At 49.1% G+C, this 19,345-nt stretch carries 21 protein-coding genes and 1 tRNA gene; 9 read left to right on the top strand and 13 right to left on the bottom strand.

Translation table 11 applies throughout. From position 1 onward, the window contains the following. Positions 1-6: 6 nt before the first annotated feature. Together selD and ABD852_RS04475 are read left to right on the top strand one after the other, a co-directional pair. Positions 7-1,065 carry a selenide, water dikinase SelD gene (gene selD / locus ABD852_RS04480; RefSeq protein WP_345026823.1) on the top strand — a complete coding sequence of 353 codons (1,059 nt, stop codon included), beginning with the start codon at positions 7-9 and terminating at the stop codon, positions 1,063-1,065. Positions 1,066-1,157: 92 nt separating this feature from the next. Next, the gene (locus ABD852_RS04475; RefSeq protein WP_345026822.1) at positions 1,158-1,598 is read left to right on the top strand and encodes a rhodanese-like domain-containing protein; all 441 of its coding nucleotides are present in this window, start codon (positions 1,158-1,160) and stop codon (positions 1,596-1,598) included. Between the two features lies 1 nt (position 1,599). Here the strand turns inward: ABD852_RS04475 and ABD852_RS04470 are convergent, their stop codons facing one another. The 6 genes from ABD852_RS04470 to ABD852_RS04445 form a co-directional block, all read right to left on the bottom strand. Further along, entirely contained in the window at positions 1,600-2,370 is a 771-nt protein-coding gene (locus ABD852_RS04470) for a rhamnogalacturonan acetylesterase (protein WP_345026821.1), read from the bottom strand. 118 nt (positions 2,371-2,488) lie between these two features. Continuing rightward, positions 2,489-2,668 (bottom strand): hypothetical protein, encoded by a 180-nt coding sequence (locus tag ABD852_RS04465; RefSeq protein WP_345026820.1) that lies wholly within the window; start codon positions 2,666-2,668, stop codon positions 2,489-2,491. A gap of 53 nt (positions 2,669-2,721) precedes the next feature. After that, a complete protein-coding gene (locus ABD852_RS04460; protein WP_345026819.1) occupies positions 2,722-2,964 on the bottom strand; it encodes a hypothetical protein in 243 nt (80 codons plus the stop codon). 96 nt (positions 2,965-3,060) lie between these two features. Further along, on the bottom strand, positions 3,061-5,451 hold the full coding sequence (locus ABD852_RS04455) for an ABC transporter permease (RefSeq protein WP_345026818.1): 2,391 nt from the start codon (positions 5,449-5,451) through the stop codon (positions 3,061-3,063). Between the two features lie 175 nt (positions 5,452-5,626). Next, positions 5,627-6,544, bottom strand: coding sequence for a DsbA family protein (locus tag ABD852_RS04450; protein WP_345026817.1), 918 nt, complete (start codon positions 6,542-6,544; stop codon positions 5,627-5,629). 71 nt (positions 6,545-6,615) lie between these two features. Beyond that, entirely contained in the window at positions 6,616-7,056 is a 441-nt protein-coding gene (locus ABD852_RS04445; RefSeq protein WP_345026815.1) for a DoxX family protein, read from the bottom strand. A gap of 224 nt (positions 7,057-7,280) precedes the next feature. Here ABD852_RS04445 and ABD852_RS04440 point away from each other — a divergent pair, with 224 nt between their 5' ends. Next, complete coding sequence (locus ABD852_RS04440) at positions 7,281-7,586, top strand: winged helix-turn-helix transcriptional regulator (RefSeq protein WP_345026814.1); 306 nt, start codon at positions 7,281-7,283, stop codon at positions 7,584-7,586. Positions 7,587-7,661: 75 nt separating this feature from the next. On the opposite strand, the gene ABD852_RS04435 is transcribed toward ABD852_RS04440, so the two are convergent. Further along, entirely contained in the window at positions 7,662-7,805 is a 144-nt protein-coding gene (locus tag ABD852_RS04435; RefSeq protein WP_425568762.1) for a transposase, read from the bottom strand. 151 nt (positions 7,806-7,956) lie between these two features. On the opposite strand from ABD852_RS04435, the gene ABD852_RS04430 reads away from it, so the two are divergent. Then, entirely contained in the window at positions 7,957-8,757 is an 801-nt protein-coding gene (locus ABD852_RS04430; protein WP_345026813.1) for a DUF3800 domain-containing protein, read from the top strand. Between the two features lie 102 nt (positions 8,758-8,859). On the opposite strand, the gene ABD852_RS04425 is transcribed toward ABD852_RS04430, so the two are convergent. Beyond that, positions 8,860-9,147 carry a hypothetical protein gene (locus ABD852_RS04425; protein ID WP_345026812.1) on the bottom strand — a complete coding sequence of 96 codons (288 nt, stop codon included), beginning with the start codon at positions 9,145-9,147 and terminating at the stop codon, positions 8,860-8,862. Between the two features lie 315 nt (positions 9,148-9,462). After that, positions 9,463-9,714: a hypothetical protein gene (locus ABD852_RS04420; RefSeq protein ID WP_345026811.1), complete on the bottom strand. Its 252-nt coding sequence runs from the start codon at positions 9,712-9,714 to the stop codon at positions 9,463-9,465. 471 nt (positions 9,715-10,185) lie between these two features. On the opposite strand from ABD852_RS04420, the gene ABD852_RS04415 reads away from it, so the two are divergent. Further along, positions 10,186-10,473: a hypothetical protein gene (locus ABD852_RS04415; RefSeq protein WP_345026810.1), complete on the top strand. Its 288-nt coding sequence runs from the start codon at positions 10,186-10,188 to the stop codon at positions 10,471-10,473. Between the two features lie 419 nt (positions 10,474-10,892). Here ABD852_RS04415 and ABD852_RS04410 read toward each other — a convergent pair. The 4 genes from ABD852_RS04410 to ABD852_RS04395 all read right to left on the bottom strand — a co-directional run bounded on the left by ABD852_RS04410 (position 10,893) and on the right by ABD852_RS04395 (position 13,202). Then, a tRNA-Asn gene (locus ABD852_RS04410) sits at positions 10,893-10,966 on the bottom strand. A gap of 156 nt (positions 10,967-11,122) precedes the next feature. After that, positions 11,123-11,410, bottom strand: a complete 288-nt coding sequence (locus tag ABD852_RS04405) for a hypothetical protein (RefSeq protein WP_345026809.1) — start codon at positions 11,408-11,410, stop codon at positions 11,123-11,125. 4 nt (positions 11,411-11,414) lie between these two features. Continuing rightward, positions 11,415-12,041 (bottom strand): 16S rRNA (guanine(527)-N(7))-methyltransferase RsmG, encoded by a 627-nt coding sequence (gene rsmG / locus ABD852_RS04400; RefSeq protein ID WP_345026808.1) that lies wholly within the window; start codon positions 12,039-12,041, stop codon positions 11,415-11,417. A gap of 12 nt (positions 12,042-12,053) precedes the next feature. Further along, the gene (locus tag ABD852_RS04395; RefSeq protein WP_345026807.1) at positions 12,054-13,202 is read right to left on the bottom strand and encodes a glycosyltransferase; all 1,149 of its coding nucleotides are present in this window, start codon (positions 13,200-13,202) and stop codon (positions 12,054-12,056) included. Positions 13,203-13,334: 132 nt separating this feature from the next. Between ABD852_RS04395 and tgt the strand changes: the two genes are divergently transcribed. From tgt to ABD852_RS04375, 4 genes are all read left to right on the top strand, one after another. Beyond that, positions 13,335-14,468, top strand: coding sequence for a tRNA guanosine(34) transglycosylase Tgt (gene tgt, locus ABD852_RS04390; RefSeq protein ID WP_345026806.1), 1,134 nt, complete (start codon positions 13,335-13,337; stop codon positions 14,466-14,468). A gap of 189 nt (positions 14,469-14,657) precedes the next feature. Further along, positions 14,658-16,097 carry an OmpA family protein gene (locus tag ABD852_RS04385; RefSeq protein ID WP_345026805.1) on the top strand — a complete coding sequence of 480 codons (1,440 nt, stop codon included), beginning with the start codon at positions 14,658-14,660 and terminating at the stop codon, positions 16,095-16,097. 176 nt (positions 16,098-16,273) lie between these two features. Then, positions 16,274-17,404: a UDP-galactopyranose mutase gene (glf, locus tag ABD852_RS04380; protein ID WP_345026804.1), complete on the top strand. Its 1,131-nt coding sequence runs from the start codon at positions 16,274-16,276 to the stop codon at positions 17,402-17,404. A gap of 157 nt (positions 17,405-17,561) precedes the next feature. Continuing rightward, entirely contained in the window at positions 17,562-19,154 is a 1,593-nt protein-coding gene (locus ABD852_RS04375) for an ABC-F family ATP-binding cassette domain-containing protein (RefSeq protein WP_345026803.1), read from the top strand. Positions 19,155-19,345: the final 191 nt, after the last annotated feature.

Raw genomic sequence — 19,345 nt, 5'->3', positions numbered from 1 at the left:
ATCATAATGAATACACAGGACATCAGGCTTACGCAATACTCCCATGGCGCGGGCTGCGGGTGCAAAATCAGCCCCGCTATTTTGGATACCATCCTGCACAGCGCTTCTCCCGCTCCTGCCGATCCGAGGCTTCTTGTGGGAAATGATAAACGGGATGATGCGGCTGTACTCGACCTGGGCAACGGCACCGCCCTCATTTCCACTACCGATTTTTTTATGCCGATCGTAGACGACCCCTACGATTTCGGAAGAATTGCCGCCACCAACGCAATCAGTGACGTGTACGCAATGGGAGGAAAACCGGTGCTGGCCATCGCCATTCTCGGCTGGCCGATAGACAAATTACCCCCGGAGGTAGCCCGCGGCGTACTGGAAGGCGGCAGAGCAGTTTGCGCGCAGGCAGGGATTGCGCTCGCCGGCGGGCATAGCATCGATTGCCCCGAACCGGTTTTCGGCCTTGCCGTAAACGGAATTGTAGCGACAGAACATCTGAAGGAAAACTCCACTGCAACCGAAGGATGCCGGCTTTACCTGACCAAACCCCTGGGTGTCGGCATATTGTCCACCGCACAGAAGCGCGGACTGCTTCAACCCGAAGATGCGGCCGTAGCGCTTGAGAGCATGACCCGGCTGAACAGCCTGGGTGAAACGCTGGGAAAAATGCCCGGTGTGAAAGCGATGACCGATGTAACCGGCTTCGGACTACTGGGGCATCTTACCGAAATGTGTGAAGGAAGCGGCCTGGCAGCGACGGTCGATTTTGACAAAGTGCCCGTTATTGCGTCATTGCCTTATTACCTGGAGCAGGGCTGTTACCCGGGCGGAACGGTCCGCAACTGGAAAAGCTACGGCCATAAAGTGGGGCTGCTTTCTGAAATACAGCGGTACATCCTGGCAGACCCGCAAACAAGCGGCGGCTTGCTGATAGCGGTTGCTCCCGGGTACGCAGATGAATACGAAGCGAAGCTTCGCACGATGGGCTATGATTTAAAAGCATTCGGTGTCCTAAAAAAGAGGTCCGGAGATTTGCTCATCCAGGTAAATGATCATTCTCTCAACCCGTAGCACCGGCGTTTCCTGATCACAAAGGTCACCTCAGACATGCCGGTACCATATTTATGAATTCATTTTTGTACCTTTTACAAAATCTACCCCAAATGAAATATCGTATTTTTCTTTTAGGCGCGCTGGCACTACTCGCTGTCCGGGTATCCGCCCAGCAAAAAAAGGAACCCTGGAAACCGGGTCAGCTAATGGCGACAAAGGTATTGGCCGACCGGATCTCGAACCGACAAACCGGCGATATGCTCATTGTATCCATCGGGCCCGACAACCCGATCCGGGGATCGGTTGATATAGGTCCCGGGAAAGAAAAGGAGAATATAGCCGCCCTGAAGTCACTGCTTGAAAAAACACCTCGTGACAAAGAGGTGGTCATTTATTGCGGGTGTTGTCCATTTGACAAATGTCCCAATATCAGGCCCGCCTTCCAGGTGTTGAACGAGCTGGGTTTCAAGCAGGCGAAACTGCTGGATATTCCCAAAAACATAAAAGTAGACTGGCTGGATAAGAACTACCCCGTAAACGAAGAAAACTGAATTACCGGGCGCGCTTCAGATACTTCTTCAGTTTCGATTTTGAACTCCTGAGTTCCGACGCAGCAATAGCGGCTACCGTTTTTCCCCCATATTCGTTGAGGTGCGTATTATCTTTCAGCCCATCGGGCAGTTTACCGAACTTCCCGGCCGGGATGTAAAGAAAAAACGCTTTTGACCCTTCAACACCGGTACTATCGAGTAGCTGCATGGTCCTGAGGTTCATATCAAGCACCGGAATACCCTCTGCCGCGGCGACCCGCAGAACCGTCAGCGTATACGCGGTATGCGTATCGACTAGCCTGCCTGCCTCGTCAAAGTTCCTCCGGGCAATAGAAGTAGCCAGGATCGGGTGCGCGCCTTTGTTCCGTATTTCGCGTATGTACTGAGATAAAGATGCACCAAATTCAAGTCGCGGCTCGGTATAGCGCAGACTGTCTTCCTTTTTCTGATCATTGTGGCCGAACTGAACGAGCACATAATCGCCCTTTTTAAGGCTATCCAGTATCTTGGCCCAATGCCCTTCTCCGCGAAAACTCCTGGAACTCCTGCCGCTGATCGCCTTGTTGCGAATGGCGAGCTTATCGGTAAACTGTTCACCCAGGTACATCCCCCAGCCTCTCAGCGGATAATTTTCTCCTTGCTGGCTTTTAGACAAAGCCGCTACATTGTAAGTGGCCATGGTTGAGTCACCTATACAATAAAGAGTGGGACGGGCACAACCCTGTAAAATCAGGAAAACGAATAACGCCAAGGCAACCGGCAGGTATTTCATCAGGTATGGAATTTGGGTGATGAGCTATGGGCCAGATCGGCCTCGGCTGAAATCCCCGGGGGTCTGACAGCTCACAGCCGGCAAATATAAAACATGATCTACTTTCACCTGCCTTACCTCATTTTTTATTCTTGTCGTTTCGTTTCTCTTTTACATTGTGCGAAATTTTATCACCTCTTACTTGCTGCTCGGTTCGCTCTCTGCTGTCCAGATCGTCCTTATTCTGAGGTTTCCGGCCTAACTTCACCTTTTTCTCTTCCAGAATTCGCGGTGTGTTGTTCTTCCCTGAAGCATTCATAGTGTTCTCGGTTTAAGTGGTTGTACGTGACAGCTTCAACCCGGTAGCCGTAGTTACCCTAAATAAACTGTCTCTCCTTTTAACAGCGCGTTGTATTCTTCTTCATTGAGTGTAATCCTGAGGTCGTATTTACCCTCCTGGTTATCTAACCCGATTTCCAGGACGTAGTGATCATCGTGAGCCGGTTCTCCCGCTACCAGGGTGGCATTTTCTTTTTCACCAGGCAGCCCTGCAGGATGAATCAGCCTGATTGACGCCTCGTCGTCTCGTTCGGTCTTGTGGAATGTGGTTTTCATAAGTAACGTTGAAATTGAGTTGGCAATCCACATAGTGTATAATTATAACGACGCAGGTATGGATTTTATTGAGGCGCCATCAATGCTATCCTGCTTCTACTCACTCCGCAATGACTTCACCGGGTTAGCCAGCGCCGCCTTCAAACTGTGACTGACAACCGTTACCAGGGCAACACCGGTCATGGACAGGCCTGCCGCACCAAAGCACCACCATTCCAATTCAATCCTGTAGGCAAAATCTTCCAGCCATCGGTTCATTAAATACCAGCCGATCGGAGCGGCAACCAGGAATGCCATTAAAACAAGTCTGAGAAAGTCGTCTGCCAGCAATTTCACCACGCTAACTGCCGAAGCCCCCAGCACCCTGCGAATACCGATTTCTTTGGTTCGCTGAATGACCACGAACGTCATTAATCCGTACAAACCCAGGCAACCAATTAAGATCGCCACCAGGGTAGCGGTATCAACCAGGCGTGAAATGAGTATTTCCGTCTCGTAATACCGGGCAAGATTTTCATCCAGAAATGTAGCTTCAAAAACTTGAGTGGGATAGAATTTCTGCCAAACCCCTTCAATTTGCCGTAGAGATTGCTGAATACGCTGACCACTAAGCCTGATACTGGCCTGCCGGTACAGATCGGCGCTCGACGCGATGAAACAGGGCTGAACGGCTTCATGTACGGACTGAAGATGAAAATCCCTCACCACGCCTACAATTGGCAGTGGGATCGCTGATCTGTAATACTGCAGGGACTGACCAATAATCTGTTGCGGATCCTGAATATTCAGTTTGCGAAGCAACGCTTCATTCACGACATACTCTTTAATCGTATCGCTCGGGGTAATATTTCGGCCTGCAATCAACTTCAAGCCATAGGTATCCAGGTAATCCGCGTCGGCAAAGCGCTCGCGAATCACAAATTTTTCGTCCTGGTCCCGGTTTCCGAATTTAAAAGTTCCGCCATACATCCCCGGCGTTGAAAGCGGCAGAAAACTAATGCTGACGTCTTTGACAGACGGATAATTCCGCAGTTCATTTTTAAACGCCTGCTGAAGAGCGGGCCGTCCGGGCGGCAGATTCACCAATACGATATTCTCCTTCTGAAAACCGATATCCGCATGTTGGATATAGCGCATTTGAGCGGCCACAACAATTGCTCCTATCATCAGGACCTGGCCAATAACAAATTGAGCGCCGACCAGCAGCTGCCGGAGCTGCAAGCCGCCAACAGTATGACCGATCAATTTGCCGCGCAAGGCCGTTACGGGCAGTAAACCGGAAAGTGTGATTGAGGGATATCCGCCGGCCAGAAAAATAACGATAACGATCAACAGTACCAGGAACAAAACGGTAGGTGTATCAAAATAAAACTGTAAAGGGGTCTTTGCCCAGCTACTGAATACGGGTAGCAACAGGGCCGTCAGCAACAAGGCTGCCAGTAGCGAGCTCACGGCAACCAGGCTGGTCTCTACTAAAAACTGCGCCGTCAATTGTCCCCGTGAACTTCCCAGTATCTTTCGTACGCCTACTTCCTTTCCGCGTCTGAGCGCCTGCGCCGTTGCCATATTGACAAAATTGATGCAGGCGGTCAGAACCAGTAACACGCCTAGTGCTGCCAGCGACCACAACATTGAAGCGCGAATAACACCGCCCCTGCGTTTGACGTCGAAATGGACATCGGCTAATGGTTGCGCATGAAAACTGAGACCGGCATCTGAGCCGTAGCTTCTGGCGGCGATTCCGGCCAGCGTAGTTTCCAGATTGGAGAATGAGCGAATATCCTTTAGTACAACAAATACGCGATCTGTGCTGTTGAGAACCGACCAGTCGCCTGCTGCGTACCCCGGTTTCAATGATGGTAAAGTGGCTACTGAAATATAAACATCGAGATCCAGGTCCGTTGCCCCTACCGGTTCCGCCAGAACGCCCGTTACCGTGGCATCGACAGTATCGTTCAGCCTGATTCGCCGGCCTATTGGATCCAGAGCACCAAAATACCGCCTTGCGGACGACTCTGTGAGCACGACCGTATTGGGCTCGCTCAGGGCTGTTTCCGGGTTACCCGCTAACCATTGAAAATCAAATACACCAAACCATTCCGGTTCGGCAAATGCTGAACCGGAATGCATTAAAAAACGCTTTACTCCCTGCCCGGGCAGGTCTATGCTTAGCGTCAATTCCTGGTTCATACTCAAAAAGGCCGCTTGTTCTTCTCCAGGCAGTTCGCTCCGCAACGCACTGGCCATGGGCCACGGGGCCTCCGGATTGTATTCTATCGATCCGTCCGGCAAATGCTGATCATAGACAATCCTGTAAATGCGGTTAAATTTAGAATGGTGCCGATCGGTACTCAGGTGATGACGAACAAACAGGAAAATGAGTATTCCGCCGGTCATGCCAATTGTTAAACCGACGATATTCAATAAAGTAAACCGGTGCTGGCAGCGCAGATTTCGCAGGGCCGTTTTGAGATAGTTCCGCAGCAAGATACAGAGATTCAGACATCGGAAAGGTACGCATCACAACCGGTTCCATCTTACTTTCAGATTCGTTTTAACGTAATTTAACAGCCTGATAACCTGCCAGCTACCCTCAAGGAGACCGCAAAACATCCGCCGGGTGATTCCTGCCTGCCGATACTTTGGTCTTCTCTGTTGATGACTATGGGTTGAGAAGCCACAGCGCACCATTTTTGGTGGCCAGTTCGCTTAAATTCCCGGATTTAACCAACGCACGCAGTACTTCTTCCGCCTGTTCCCGCGGGATCCCGGAAAGCTCAGAGAACTCACGGGCCGTCAGGGTAGCATATTGGGCAAATAGTTCCCTCCAATCCGGGTTGATGGCTTTTTTGACTGCTCCGGGAAGCTGCTTGAGTAAGGCAGACTCGTATACAGCATAAGGCTTGGTACCGTAAACCCTTTCCTGTCCGCCCTGCGCGTTCACGAAAAACATAGTTGGAAAGCCCCTCACGCCGAGTTGCGCCCCTAGTTGCAGATCTTGTCTGAACAACTCCTGTGCTTCACCGTTAAAATCCTTTTCAAGCTTTTCAACATCCAAACCGGCCTTTTTCGCCGCCGCGGCCAGGTTTTCCCATTTGGTAATATTGATCTTTTCCAGGAATACCATTTCTCTTAATACCCGAAGGAAATGGATCGATTTACCGGAATCCTGCAGTTGCGCCGCCTTGAAGGCAATCGAGGGCGGATAAGACGAGTCCAGCGGATCTTCAAGCCAGACATCGCCGTCGATGGGCATGTCGTAATACCTGCTCACCTCATCCCAATGGTGGGCGACGTCAGAAGGTTTACTAATCCCACCGCTATTGTAGCTCCAATCCGGCAAAAGGCCGCCCATGCGGTAATCAATCTCTACATTCTGGCCGTATTCCAATTTAAGCTTGCGCAATTGCGGCTCAATACCCCAGCAGGAAGAACATATGGGATCGGTGAAGTAAATAATTTTCACCGGTTTCTGTCCGGCGGCTTCCGCTTGCCCTGCCGTTGCAGGGGAAGCTTCAGGCATTTCACAAACGCCTGATTCAATATCACATAAAAGCGGGTTATTGTGGGTTGCTTCCATTTTAGGTCTCGTTTTTTGGCCATCACACGCGTTTACCTGCAAGCGCATGTAAGCCACCAGTGTCTAAAAATTCAATTTCGTACAGCCCGTCCGGAACCTTTTTTGCTGAACAATAAATGATCCAGAGAGAATTTCCCCGGGCCTAACAGCAGGATAAGCACATAAACTACCAGGTAAAGCAATGACAGTTCTTTTACCCCGAACGGGTCATTTGCATGCATAACTGTAGCGGCTACAAGCATGGTTACTGCGAGCGCTGTCGTTGCAAACCTTGTAAAAATGCCCGCTATCAGGAAGATTGAACCTACCACTTCTGAAAATACGGCCAACGCAAGAGAGGCAAGCGGGCTGAGCCCTAATACGGACGGGAACTTCAAATCCTCGGACCCGGCCAGCAGCAAATCCAACTTGGGCAATCCGTGGGTCAACATCATCATACTTACAGCGACCCGTGCGACCAGGAGCGCTGCCGAAGCGGTTTGATTACTTGTATTTATATGGGTTGCAAACATCTGTGAATGGTTATAGATTCGGATACAAATTTCGTCCCTACCTGCAAGCGAGTCAATTAGTCAAAAAAAATTGACCACCGAAGAAAATATACAACAGTCTTATTATCAGCAAATTCCATATATCCTATTTAGCCCTTAAAATTTTGGTAGCTGTAACTTTTCACTGCAGAAATCTGTTAACCGCATAGAGTGCCGTCAGGGCCAGCCAAAGTGTCGCTTTTCTTATGAATAATATTGTTGAGGATCAGAACCAGTGCCCGGCAGAAAGCCTGTTAAAGCAATTATCAGGCAAGTGGAAACCGCAGATATTCCGCATTGCCGTTACGGGGCCGGTGCGTTTCAATTCGCTGCTCCGTCAATTGGAAGGATCAAGCAAGCAAGCCATCGCGACGGCTTTGAAAGAGATGGAAGAACAAAGCCTGATCGAAAAAACGGTCATTCAGCTAAAGCCGCTTCATATTGAATATACCTTGTCAGAAAAAGGTAAGTCGCTGATCCCGGTTTTTAAACAGCTTGAGCATTTGGCGTGAGCTTGAGAGGGTACCCGTTTCTGTAGGTCGTGTGCCAGCTCTTTGAGTTGGCTTGCTTCCATGCCTGAATACCTTTTACCGCAACGGCGGACCGTGCCAGTTATAGAAGGTACCGGTATTAATACCCAACTCACGATTGATGGTTTCAACGGAACGACCTGACTCGTTCTCCTTCAAAGCTTTGATGATCTGACTTTCGGTGAATTTGCTCTTCTTTATAACAACATAAGGGTAATTGATTTATCCTGCTTTTATGTTGTCCCAGTTTTGGGGAAGTCTTCAGTAATGTGGAAAGGGGGCCGCGGTTGCGGCTCCTTTTTTTACTACACTCGCTTTGTATAAATTGCGTTTTAATCAAACCTTCGTCCCTATGTTTATCTCTTATTTCGACGAATCAGGTGATGATGGATATCCTAAATATTCCTCAGAGCTTTTTGTTCTGTCATCCCTGTATATGCATGAAACCCACTGGAAAGAGAACTTACAAACAATCCAAAGCTTCCGGAAAGTTTTAAAAGCAGAATATGGGTTTCTGGTAAAAGAGGAGTTTCATAGTAAGGAGTTTGTTACTGATAAAAACCCTTATCACGGAAGATATGAGCCTACAATTAGAAAAAAGATACTTTTAGACCACTGCTACCTACTCTCGACGCTCAAGCTAAAATGCGTTTCGGTCGTTATAGACAAAAAGAACATAAACCGCCCAAAATACGAAATACTAAAAAATGCTCTCACATACTCGATACAGCGAATCGAAAATGACTTAAACAAGAGTTATGCCGGAGAGCGTTTCATGATCATCTCTGATGAAGGGAGAGTAGCAAAAATGAGGGAAACAACCCGAAAAATTCAAAGAATAAACTATATACCATCAAAATTTAGCTTCAGCTCCTATCGCCAGGAAATACAGAATCTAATAGAGGATCCTCTGCCCAAAAATTCACAAGAGTCGTATTTTATTCAATTTGCCGACCTCTTGGCATTTATTGTTTCTCTGTACGCAAAACGCCATTTGTGTTTCGAAAAAATAGATTGGGGGAAGCGCATACTCAATGTTTTGGATTATGGTGATGAAATAAAGCTAATGGATATCTTACGTCCATGCCTCAATTTGAAGGCGAGCACTAAAAATCCGTACGGCATAGTACATTACCCACAATCGCAAAAATAAAACCGCCCCAACAAAGTGAAGCGGTTAATATCTTAAAGACCACCAGCTACACCCCATTCGAGGCTTGACTAGTTCGGTTCAAAGGTGCTCATTTTATTTGGATTATCCAAATAATATACACATAAAACCAAACCAGCACAGCCCTTCCGACGATGCTGGTTGAAATGGACTCATCCCCCTCACACCCTCCGCCACCTCCGGCGGAATGACCACCGCATTATGCTGCACCTCTTCCACCAGGAACAGGAACCGAATTTCCATAAACTGTACAAAGGGCTGGTGCCCGGGGTTGTACTGCCACAACCAGAGGAACCCGGTAACAAGGTCAGCCTGTGTAAGCTCTTTGATTATCCGCTGACCATTCGTTACGATCCCTATCAGCTTGCCCAAATGCTTCGTTACACAGCCTTTGGCCGTCGGATCCCACCAATCCCGCCAGCTGGCGCATGATAACTTGTCACCGTTAAAAACGGGGCCATTGGGACGCTTTGAGAGGAAATCGCCTTTTACGTTGCAGGCTATGTATTGAACATCAGTTGATTCGTCACGGTCCGTAATATCAACGGGGTCGTCGTCCCATTCCTCTTTCGGGATAAAATAGATACCTACCCGATAAATGTGATAACACAGAAGGATATCGCAGAAGCGGAAAAACCTAACAGGAAATACACTTTTCCTCAGACTGAGCGAGTGGCAGTAAAGCTCTTAATCCTTCCGTTCAACCTTCCTTAGCACTACGACATAGATACCATGCGTACACGCCAGCGCATACAGCGGTTGTTTTCTGCTCTCAAATTCCGCCTCAAGTTGCTCCAATGAGATCGGGCGACCATAGAAGAGGTCAGATCCTTTCGGAATCCCGTCCTTATAGCCATTATCCACGCAGTCCATCGGCAGTTCAAATGCCCTGGCCCCTTTCAGGCGATCATTAAAGAAGTGTTGTCTGTATTTAAACAAATAAACCGACTAAATATTTTTCAGAGCGGCGGTTACTCTTCTAAAGATTTTACAAACGAATCCCGCGTAATCAATCCCCTCTTCCCCTTCCTCGTCTTGTACCTGGTTTCCCTGGGCTGAGCCTGCAATACAGGCTTTCTACCATTCCTGCGCTCGACCATAAAAGCGTCCAGATCAGACTTCAGAAGAAAGAATTCCTCCCTTCATAAAAACTCACTGGCAATCAAACAACTATAAAACCGCAAATTTGCGGCGTTATAAAATCGTCTTTAAACGAATTTACAAGATATGAACTTTCCATTTTTTGTTGAATTTTTATGATACGCAAATTGGCGCAACATAAATTGTTGGCTGGAACAATTTACCGGTATACAGGGCTTACCCAACTGATCGGGAGACCGGAACTAATGTCTATTGACCAAGTTCCAACCTTTTGCCAACTGGACAGGTCAATTACTAAAACCTTAACTTATGAAAAGGAACCTACTTGTAGTTCTGGTATTAGGCTCGCTGTTCACAAACTGTTCCGAAGTTAAACCAAAAGAACAAGCAGCAGTTATCGGGAATTACGATGGCACAGAGTGTGGATGGTGTGGAGGGACATTTGTTTGGACCGACTCAACCACTTGGTATAGAGCAGAGATTCCATCTGAATTCCGCGGAGAGGGGAAAAAAGTGTGGATCCGTTTTACTAATAAAGAAAATCCCGGAGGAAAGGCAGGTCGTTGGATAAATATCACAGCAATCAGGGAACGTTGATCAATCTTTGATTTCCGTAGATTTACAGAAATGCCCGGAACAGTATGCCGGGCACCGTTGCGCCAATCCGCATTATGGGAAATCACATAACGATCAAAAAGGCCAGCTGAAATCAGAGCCCGCTAACGAGCGGAGTTTTACGCCGGTTGAACCGGTCGAGTTTTCGGCCCGTCAACTCGCAGGAATTCCGTTAGTTCAACCATGTGTAAACTTACCTCTGTTTTGTTCTGAACTTGGCTTTTGCCTGGATAATGTCGGTGCAGAGATACCTTTTATTTGCTAAAGGCGATTTTCGAGGCCGAGTTTTCGGCCATGTTTGGGGAGGGGGTTCAGTGGACGAGTTCACCACAACCACAATTGTGGGCGAGTATACAACAAAAAAAGCACTTAACATTTCTGCTAAGTGCTTCATTCTCAAGCTCCCGAAGCTGGGCTCGAACCAGCGACCCTCTGATTAACAGTCAGATGCTCTAACCGACTGAGCTATTCGGGATCATTTGCCTTTTTACCCCTCTGAAGAAACATCAGATGCTCTAACCGACCGGCAAACGGTTTGTGAGCTATCCGGGATTAATTCCCCTTTCCGTTGAAAGGGAGTGCAAATGTAGAATGCGATTTACTAGTTTGCAAGTGCTCGCCTTAAAAAAAATTAATTATTTACCTTCTCCAAAATTAATTCCTTCACCCTCAGGGCATCGCGCTTGCCAAAATTTTCAATCACAATTTCGGGGCGCATACGCGGCAGCACCCGGACCGTAGAAAAAAAGATGCCGTTATCGATCTCGACTCCCGATATGTCCGTATAAAACACAAAGCTGTCGTTCGAACGCAGAAACTTCCGGATGGTGAAAGTCACGCCTTTGTCGCCAAAGCTGACAGAATCCGGGAAAAAGGGGTTCATGAGGGCGCTTGCCTTAAATTTCGTTTGAGCAGTCATCGTTCTAGTTTTTTACGGGTATATGCACGACCTTTTTGGTTTCGAAAAAAGGTTCGCCAAAATATTCACTTAAGTCAAATATGCGCGCTTTATGCCCGCTCTCCCTGATCTCTTCCTCCAGATCCCCGCCTTTCAGGTACAGCACGCCGTTCAGCAAATCATGGAAGGAATTGGGCGAAACCTTTCCTTCTATCCACCTCATAAACGGCGCAAGCCGCGTCACAGCCCTGCTGACGACGAACTCAAACTCGTCGTCCACCTTTTCGGCACGGACCGCTTCTGCCTGAACGTTATCGAGCCCTATCGCTGCTGCTACCTCCCTGACTACTTTAATTTTTTTGGTGGTGCTATCCACCAACGTGAAACGACTCTCCGGGAACAGGATCGCCAAAGGGATCCCTGGGAAACCGCCGCCGGTACCTACATCCAGAACCGTCGTACCGCTCCGGAAAGAAAGTACTTTGGCAATCCCAAGCGAATGCAGCACATGCCGCTCACAGAAAGCATCCATGTCCTTCCTTGAAATTACGTTGATCTGTGCATTCCAGAAAGCATACAATTCCGGCAGCGCAAGAAATTGCCCGCGCTGTCGCTCAGTCAAATCGGGAAAATATTTAAATACTTCGTTCATCCTTTACCGGCTTTAGCGCCACCTGGCAACTTTTTTCTTTCTGAAAAGATTACCTGCGCCCATTACGAGATAATATAAAAACAGCGTAATATCCATCAAAGGTATTAAAAAGCTGTTGATGGTTTTACCCATCCGCTGATTCACAAATGACAGGATCAGCCATTGGAACAGCCAGCGAACCGCGAACAATGTGCCAGTCCCGATAAGCAGATATTGATTACGGGTCACCAGAGCCCATCCCAGCAACGAAGCGGCCGCTATCCAAACCATCACGTGAGACGCTCCCAGTATCCCCAGCAAAAACTTGAACCGGAACCGGTATCTTTTGCCGACGCCCAGGTGGCGGGTTTTCTGAACGTACCATTCACCCCAGGTTTTCTTGGGGACCGAATACATATACCCTTCCGGGTCGAGGTTGCAGGCGGTGTTCCCAATCCTTGCCACCTCGTTGATAAAAAGGTCATCATCTCCGCCAAGCACGTTGTGATGTGTATAAAAGCCCCTGTTTTCAAAAAAAAGGCGCTTCCGGTACATCAGGTTCCGTCCGACCCCCATATAGGCCATCCCGAACAAGGCAAATGAAAAGTACTGTACTGCCGTATAGAACGTTTCGCAACGGATCAGCCAGTTCAGCAATCCTTTTTCCCTGAAATAGGGAGAAAACCCGAGCACGATTTCCTTCCCGTCCGCCATCCGATTCACCATTGAGGAAATCCAACCCGTGCCCGCAGGACGGCAGTCCGCATCGGTCATGAGCGATATTTCATACACCGCATGTTTCTGACCGATGGTAACCGCATACTTCTTGGGTGTTATGTGCTCATACTCCTTCTCGATCCGGATGCTGCGAACGTGTGCTGACTGCCTGCAATAAGCTTCCAGGAACCCTGTAGTACCGTCCGACGACCGGTCGTCCACCACCAAAATCTCAAATAAAGGATAATCCTGTGCATCCAGGAGTGGCAGCAGCTCCGCCAGGTTCTCCAGTTCATTCCAGGCGCAAACGATAACACTCACACCCATCCAACTTTTTTCAGACCGTTTTTCCTCCCGTTCGGGGCTTTGAAAGAAGGCCAGGCGTCCGAAAACGATCAGTATAAAAAAAAGCTGAACCGAAACCGGGATCAGCAAGACAAGCAATAACCAGTCGGAGGGCGTCACAAATTCTCTTTTTGTAACAAATATACGAGCCTTCGCCTCCTTTATCCCATCAATGTGCTTAATTTTGCGGCTTGAAAATTAACAGGATCCGGTTAGATAGGAAAAGTGCCGGTTCGGATCCACACTGCTTCTATGAAATTCAGCTTACACGCGAAAGATCTCAGTTCTAAAGCCAGGGCCGGCGAGCTTGAAACCGCCCACGGAACTATCCAAACGCCCATTTTCATGCCGGTCGGAACTGCCGGATCAGTCAAGGCCGTGCACCAGCGCGAGCTGAAGGAAGATATCCGGGCGCAGATCATCCTCGGCAATACCTATCACCTCTACCTGCGCCCCGGCCTGGATATACTCGCGAAAGCCGGAGGCCTTCACCGTTTTATCAACTGGGACCGGCCCATTCTCACAGACAGCGGCGGCTACCAGGTGTACTCTCTCGCTTCCACGGGGAGAAAAATCAACGATGAAGGTGTGGCGTTTAAGTCCCACATCGACGGCGCAACCCATTTTTTCTCGCCTGAAAAAGCCATCGATATCCAGCGCACCATAGGCGCAGATATCATTATGGCGTTTGATGAATGTACACCTTACCCTTGCGAATATGGATATGCCCGCAAATCCATGGACCTCACGCACCAGTGGCTCGACAGATGCTGCAAACGTTTCGATGAGACAACGGGCCATTACGGGTTCAGCCAGACACTTTTCCCGATTGTGCAGGGAAGCACCTTCAAAGACCTCAGAACCGATTCGGCCAGGCGCATTGCCGACGCCGGCAGAGAGGGGAACGCCATCGGCGGATTGTCAGTAGGCGAACCGGCCGAAGTTATGTATGAGCTCACGGAAGTAGTCTGCGACATCCTCCCGGCTGACAAACCCCGCTATCTCATGGGGGTAGGAACGCCGGCCAACATCCTGGAGTGTATTGCCTTGGGCGTAGACATGTTTGACTGCGTCATGCCTACTCGCAACGCGCGCAACGGTATGTTGTTCACCACCGAAGGCATCATTAACATCAGGAACGAAAAGTGGAATGCGGACTTCAGCCCGATCGACCCTAACCTTCCCGGCTATGTTTCCGGTTACTACACCAAAGCGTATCTCAGGCACCTGGTCAAGGCGGGTGAAATGCTCGGCGCCCAGATCGCCAGCATCCAGAACCTCTCTTTTTATCTTTGGCTGGTGACTACCGCCCGTGAAAAAATAATAGACGGCAGCTTCTCCGAATGGAAGACTTCGATCCTGCCGACGCTTATGAGGCGCCTGTAACAGTTCTCCAAAGCAACCTTTTTACCTGAACAGCTGGCACAATTATTGTAAAGGCTGGTGCTACCGTCGGGTCTTAACCGCGAGCAGGATCTTGTCTCCTGCATTTTAAGCGGCGCGCTCATGAAACGGTACCAATAGAACGATCATTTACCAGGTTGTAAAAATTGAGGATTAACGCCAAGTAACCTTATGAAAAAAGTATCCCGCTTATTCTTGTCAATACTGCTGGGCGCTGCAGGCATTTCTTCGTCGCTTGCGCAGGAAATAGCACAACCCAACAGTCCTGACTATAATCCTAAAGCACTGTACGAAGGCCCTTACAAGCTGAATACGTGGTCGGTGTCAGCTCATTTCGGCCCGGGCCAATACTACGGTGACTTAAGGGAATACGACTTTTTCCCCGTCACAAAAAGCAATATCGACAGCCATAGCGAAGTGTCGGTGCAGGGAGGAATTACGCTGCACAAACAGCTTTCCTATCTGTTCGGCGCAAAGGCAGATCTTTCTTTCGGCGGGCTGAACGGCATGAAAAGAAGGTTGTACAATAGCTATTTTACGGGCTCATATACCGACTTCTCCATTTCCGGAACCGTCAACCTGAAGGGCCTGCTGATGGGCGCCAACAAAATGAAACGGTGGAAAATAGACCTTTCGCTGGGAGCCGGCCAGGTTTGGTACAATTCAAAAGCTTACAGGCTCGGCACAGGGGAATTGCTCCGGTCAACAGAGGGGACCAGAAACGACTGGATCATTCCGCTCGGCATGACCTTCAACTATGAGCTCTCGCCGCGCTTTGACATCGGCCTGGATTTCCGCGCCAACCGGGTCAATTCAGACTACCTCGATGCCACTTACGGCGGCGCAGACCCTTCGGAAGCGGCTAACGCCACTACTTCCAGGAAAGGTACATCCGCCGTGGATGTGTACGGCGGCGCATCGGTTGTGCTCACCTATAAATTCGGCAAAAAACCGCTGCGTGTCAAAAAAGAGAACGGGAAATGGGCTTATCACCCGGAGGACGGCAACGGCTATTATAACCTCCGGTACACCGACCCCAAAGTATTGGTGAAACCGCCGAAAATCCTGACGCTTGAAGAAATGGATTCTGTTGCCAAAGCCAACAGGCCCGAAGACATTGATCCGCGCCTGCTGCTCGATTCCGATGGCGACGGTGTGTCCGACTTCTTTGACAAGGAGCCCAATTCACCTGCAGGAAGCATTGTGGACGGAAGCGGTCGCGTAATCGACTTCGACGCTTATGTTAAAAATGCCCTCAGCACTCAACTGGGCTGCACAGAGGTATTCGCCAATATCCAGTTCAAAACCGACAAGAGCCTGCTCGACGATGAAGGAAAGGAAATTCTCCGGAATGTAGCACAGGTAATGAACAAGAATGGCTGCAGGCTTCAACTGGCAGGCCACGCCGACCGCCGTGCTTCCGACCGTTACAACCTGGGGCTATCGAAACGCCGTGTAGAAGCCGTAAAAGACTTCCTGATCAAAGAAGCGGGGGTAAACGCCGGCAAGATCATGGTCGACTATTTCGGTTCCTTTAAACCGATTGCCGACGGCTCCAGCAGGGAGGGCCTTCAGAAAAACCGCCGGGTTGAACTGAGATTGCTTCCCTAAAAGAAAAGGCTTACTTTTGCCATGAGGATGTCCAAAAAAGCGACTACCCTCGTCATTCCATAAGCGCTTTATACCTTTATCCAGGACAAAGCGTACGCCATGACGAACAGGTGAAGCTCTTTTTGGACATCCTTTCTTTACAATTGTCCATTGTTTTCCACACAACAGAGTTCCCAGTGCAATCTGATTCCAGCCCCGCTACCAAACCTTTTGATTATCTTATTGTCGGCGCCGGTCTATGGGGCTGTGTTTTTGCGCATCAGGCCGTTAAGCACGGAAAAAAAACACTCGTGGTGGACCGCAGGGGTCACATCGGGGGAAATACCTATTGCGAAAATGTAGAGGGTATTAACGTACACAAGTACGGTGCGCATATCTTCCACACCAACGACAAGCCCATTTGGGATTTTGTTAATTCATTCGTGGAATTCAACCGTTATACCAACTCTCCCATCGCCAATTTTAAGGGCGAGCTGTATAACCTTCCTTTTAATATGAATACCTTCTATAGCCTGTGGAAGGTCAAAACACCGGAAGAAGCACGGGCAAAGATTGCCGAGCAGGTGCGCCAGGCCGATATTACGGATCCGCAGAACCTGGAAGAACAGGCCATTTCGCTCGTAGGTACGGATATCTACCACAAATTGATCAAGGGCTATACCGAAAAACAGTGGGGAAGAAAGGCCACAGAATTGCCTTCCTTTATTATCAAGCGCCTTCCGGTGCGGTTTACTTACGACAATAATTACTTTAACGACAAGTACCAGGGAATCCCGATCGGTGGTTACAATAAACTTTCGGAGGGCCTTCTCGAAGGCAGCGAGGTGAGATTGGGGACCGACTATTTTGCCAACCGGAAAGAACTGGAAGCGCTGGCCGAAACAGTAGTGTATACCGGTAAAATTGACGAATATTTCGATTTCCGGTTCGGCAGTCTCGAGTACAGAAGCCTCCGTTTTGAACACCAGCTGCTGGACCAGGAGAATTTCCAGGGAAATGCCGTAGTCAATTACACCGAAGCGGAAGTTCCTTATACCCGTATCATTGAACACAAGCATTTTGAATTCGGCACCCAACCCAAAACGGTAGTTACCTACGAGTACCCGCAAGAATGGACACAGGGCGCTGAACCCTACTACCCGATCAACGACACCAGGAACGACGAGGTTTTCCGGAAGTATAAAGAGCTGGCCGAAAATGAAAGCAACGTTATTTTTGGCGGAAGGCTCGCGGAATACCGCTATTACGACATGCACCAGGTGATCGGCTCTGCGCTCAAACGGACCAAGGTACTCTTCCAGTCCTGATCCGCCCAGCAAGAATCCTGGTCCTGATATAAAAAACCACTATATTTGCCTTTCAAAAAGGCACATCCCCTTATGTAGGATTTTCATTTCTTCCGAATCACTGAGACAGCGCCCCCGTTCCGCGGCGGCCCTTTTTAGTACTTTCAGGCAGGAAATCATGATTATCTTACAGAACATTACCTACACATATCCCGGTGGGGATCAGTTGTTTCATGACCTTAGTCTGGTCGTTGAAAAACAAAAAATGGCCCTTGTCGGCCAGAATGGCACAGGGAAATCCACTTTGCTAAAAATTATCGCCGGCGAATTATCTCCCTCCGCAGGAGTCGTAAGCCTTTCGGGCCCGGTTTTCGTTGTTCCGCAAATTTTCGGTCAGCTCGACCATCTTACAGTAGCCCAGGCACTCGGGATAGCGCCCAAACTGAACGCATTGAAGGAGATTCTGAATGGCCTGGTAACCGAAGAAAACCTGTCCCGGCTGGATGGTGACTGGGAAATTGAAGAACGCTGCTCGACAGCGCTTCACAACTGGGAATTGGCCGACACTACCCTGGAAAGAAACCTCGGCACGTTAAGCGGGGGCCAGAAAACCAGGGTTTTCCTGGCAGGTATCGACATTCATCAAACCGGCATAGTCCTGCTTGATGAACCTACCAATCACCTGGACACCCATGCCAGGAAAAAACTGTATGCTTTTATAGAAAGCACCTCAAAAACCGTTCTCACCGTCAGCCATGACCGCCGCCTGCTCAACCTGCATGACACAATAGGCGAACTCAGCAAAAACGGGCTGGCACTCTACGGGGGCAACTACGACTTCTATGTAAAAGCAAAGGAAATAGAAAACGATGCGCTTGAACAGGATATCAAGAACCAGGTCCGCGAGCTCAGAAAAGCACGTGAAAAAGAACGGGAAACGATGGAACGCCAGCAAAAGCTGGATAACCGGGGCAAAAAGAAACAGGAAAAGGCGGGAGTTGCGCGCATTATGATGAACACACTTCGCAATAAGGCGGAAAACAGCACTGCAAAATTAAAAGGTGACCATGCAGAAAAAACGGCGGGAATTTCGAAGCGCCTGCACGAATTGCGCAGTTCCCGGACAGACCCGGATCAGATGAAACTAGGCCTGGCCTCCGCCTCCCTGCACCAGGGCAAAATTCTCTTTGAGGCGACAGCCGTCAACTATCGTTTTGCGGGGAAAAAGCTATGGCCGCAGGCAGTGGATTTCAGGCTCGAAAGCGGCGCCCGGGTCGCGCTCCTGGGCAGCAACGGATCGGGAAAAACCACTTTGATAAAAACCCTTCTGGGATTATCCGTTCCGGATGAGGGGAAGGTATTTCGAGCCGACGTCCAATCGGTCTACGTCGACCAGGACTATTCATTGCTGAACAACCAAATGACAATTTACGAACAGGCGCAGCTCTTCAACACGTCGGCACTCCGGGAGCATGAAGTAAAAACCAGGCTCAACAGGTTTCTTTTTACGAAAGAGGACTGGGAAAAGCGGTGTGGCGTATTAAGCGGCGGGGAACGGATGCGCCTGACTTTGTGTTGCCTTGGCATTCAAAGCCACACACCCGATCTCATTGTGCTCGACGAACCTACGAACAACCTCGACATCCGGAATATCGAGATACTCTCGAACGCCATCGCCGCCTACAGCGGAACACTGGTGGTAGTATCACACGACGCTTCATTTTTGGAAGAAATAGGGATCGACCGTGAATTATCATTGAAAATACACTAACTTTCAAGACGTTAAGTCCCAAAAAACAAAAAAGCCGGGCTTTGGCGGCAACCTGCTACGGGACCTGCATGTAAGGCTTGTGCGGCGTTGGTCATCGCTCGAATTTTACGGCAAAAAAATGCTTAAAAAAGAATTCACGTACATACCTAAAAAATTGAATTCACGTTTAGTATCAAACTATAACCACCAAA

It is taken from the genome of Ravibacter arvi (genome assembly GCF_039540405.1).
GTDB lineage: Bacteria > Bacteroidota > Bacteroidia > Cytophagales > Spirosomataceae > Ravibacter > Ravibacter arvi.
The sequence above is the reverse complement of the archived record's forward strand: the minus strand, read 5'-3'. Positions and strand labels throughout refer to the sequence as shown.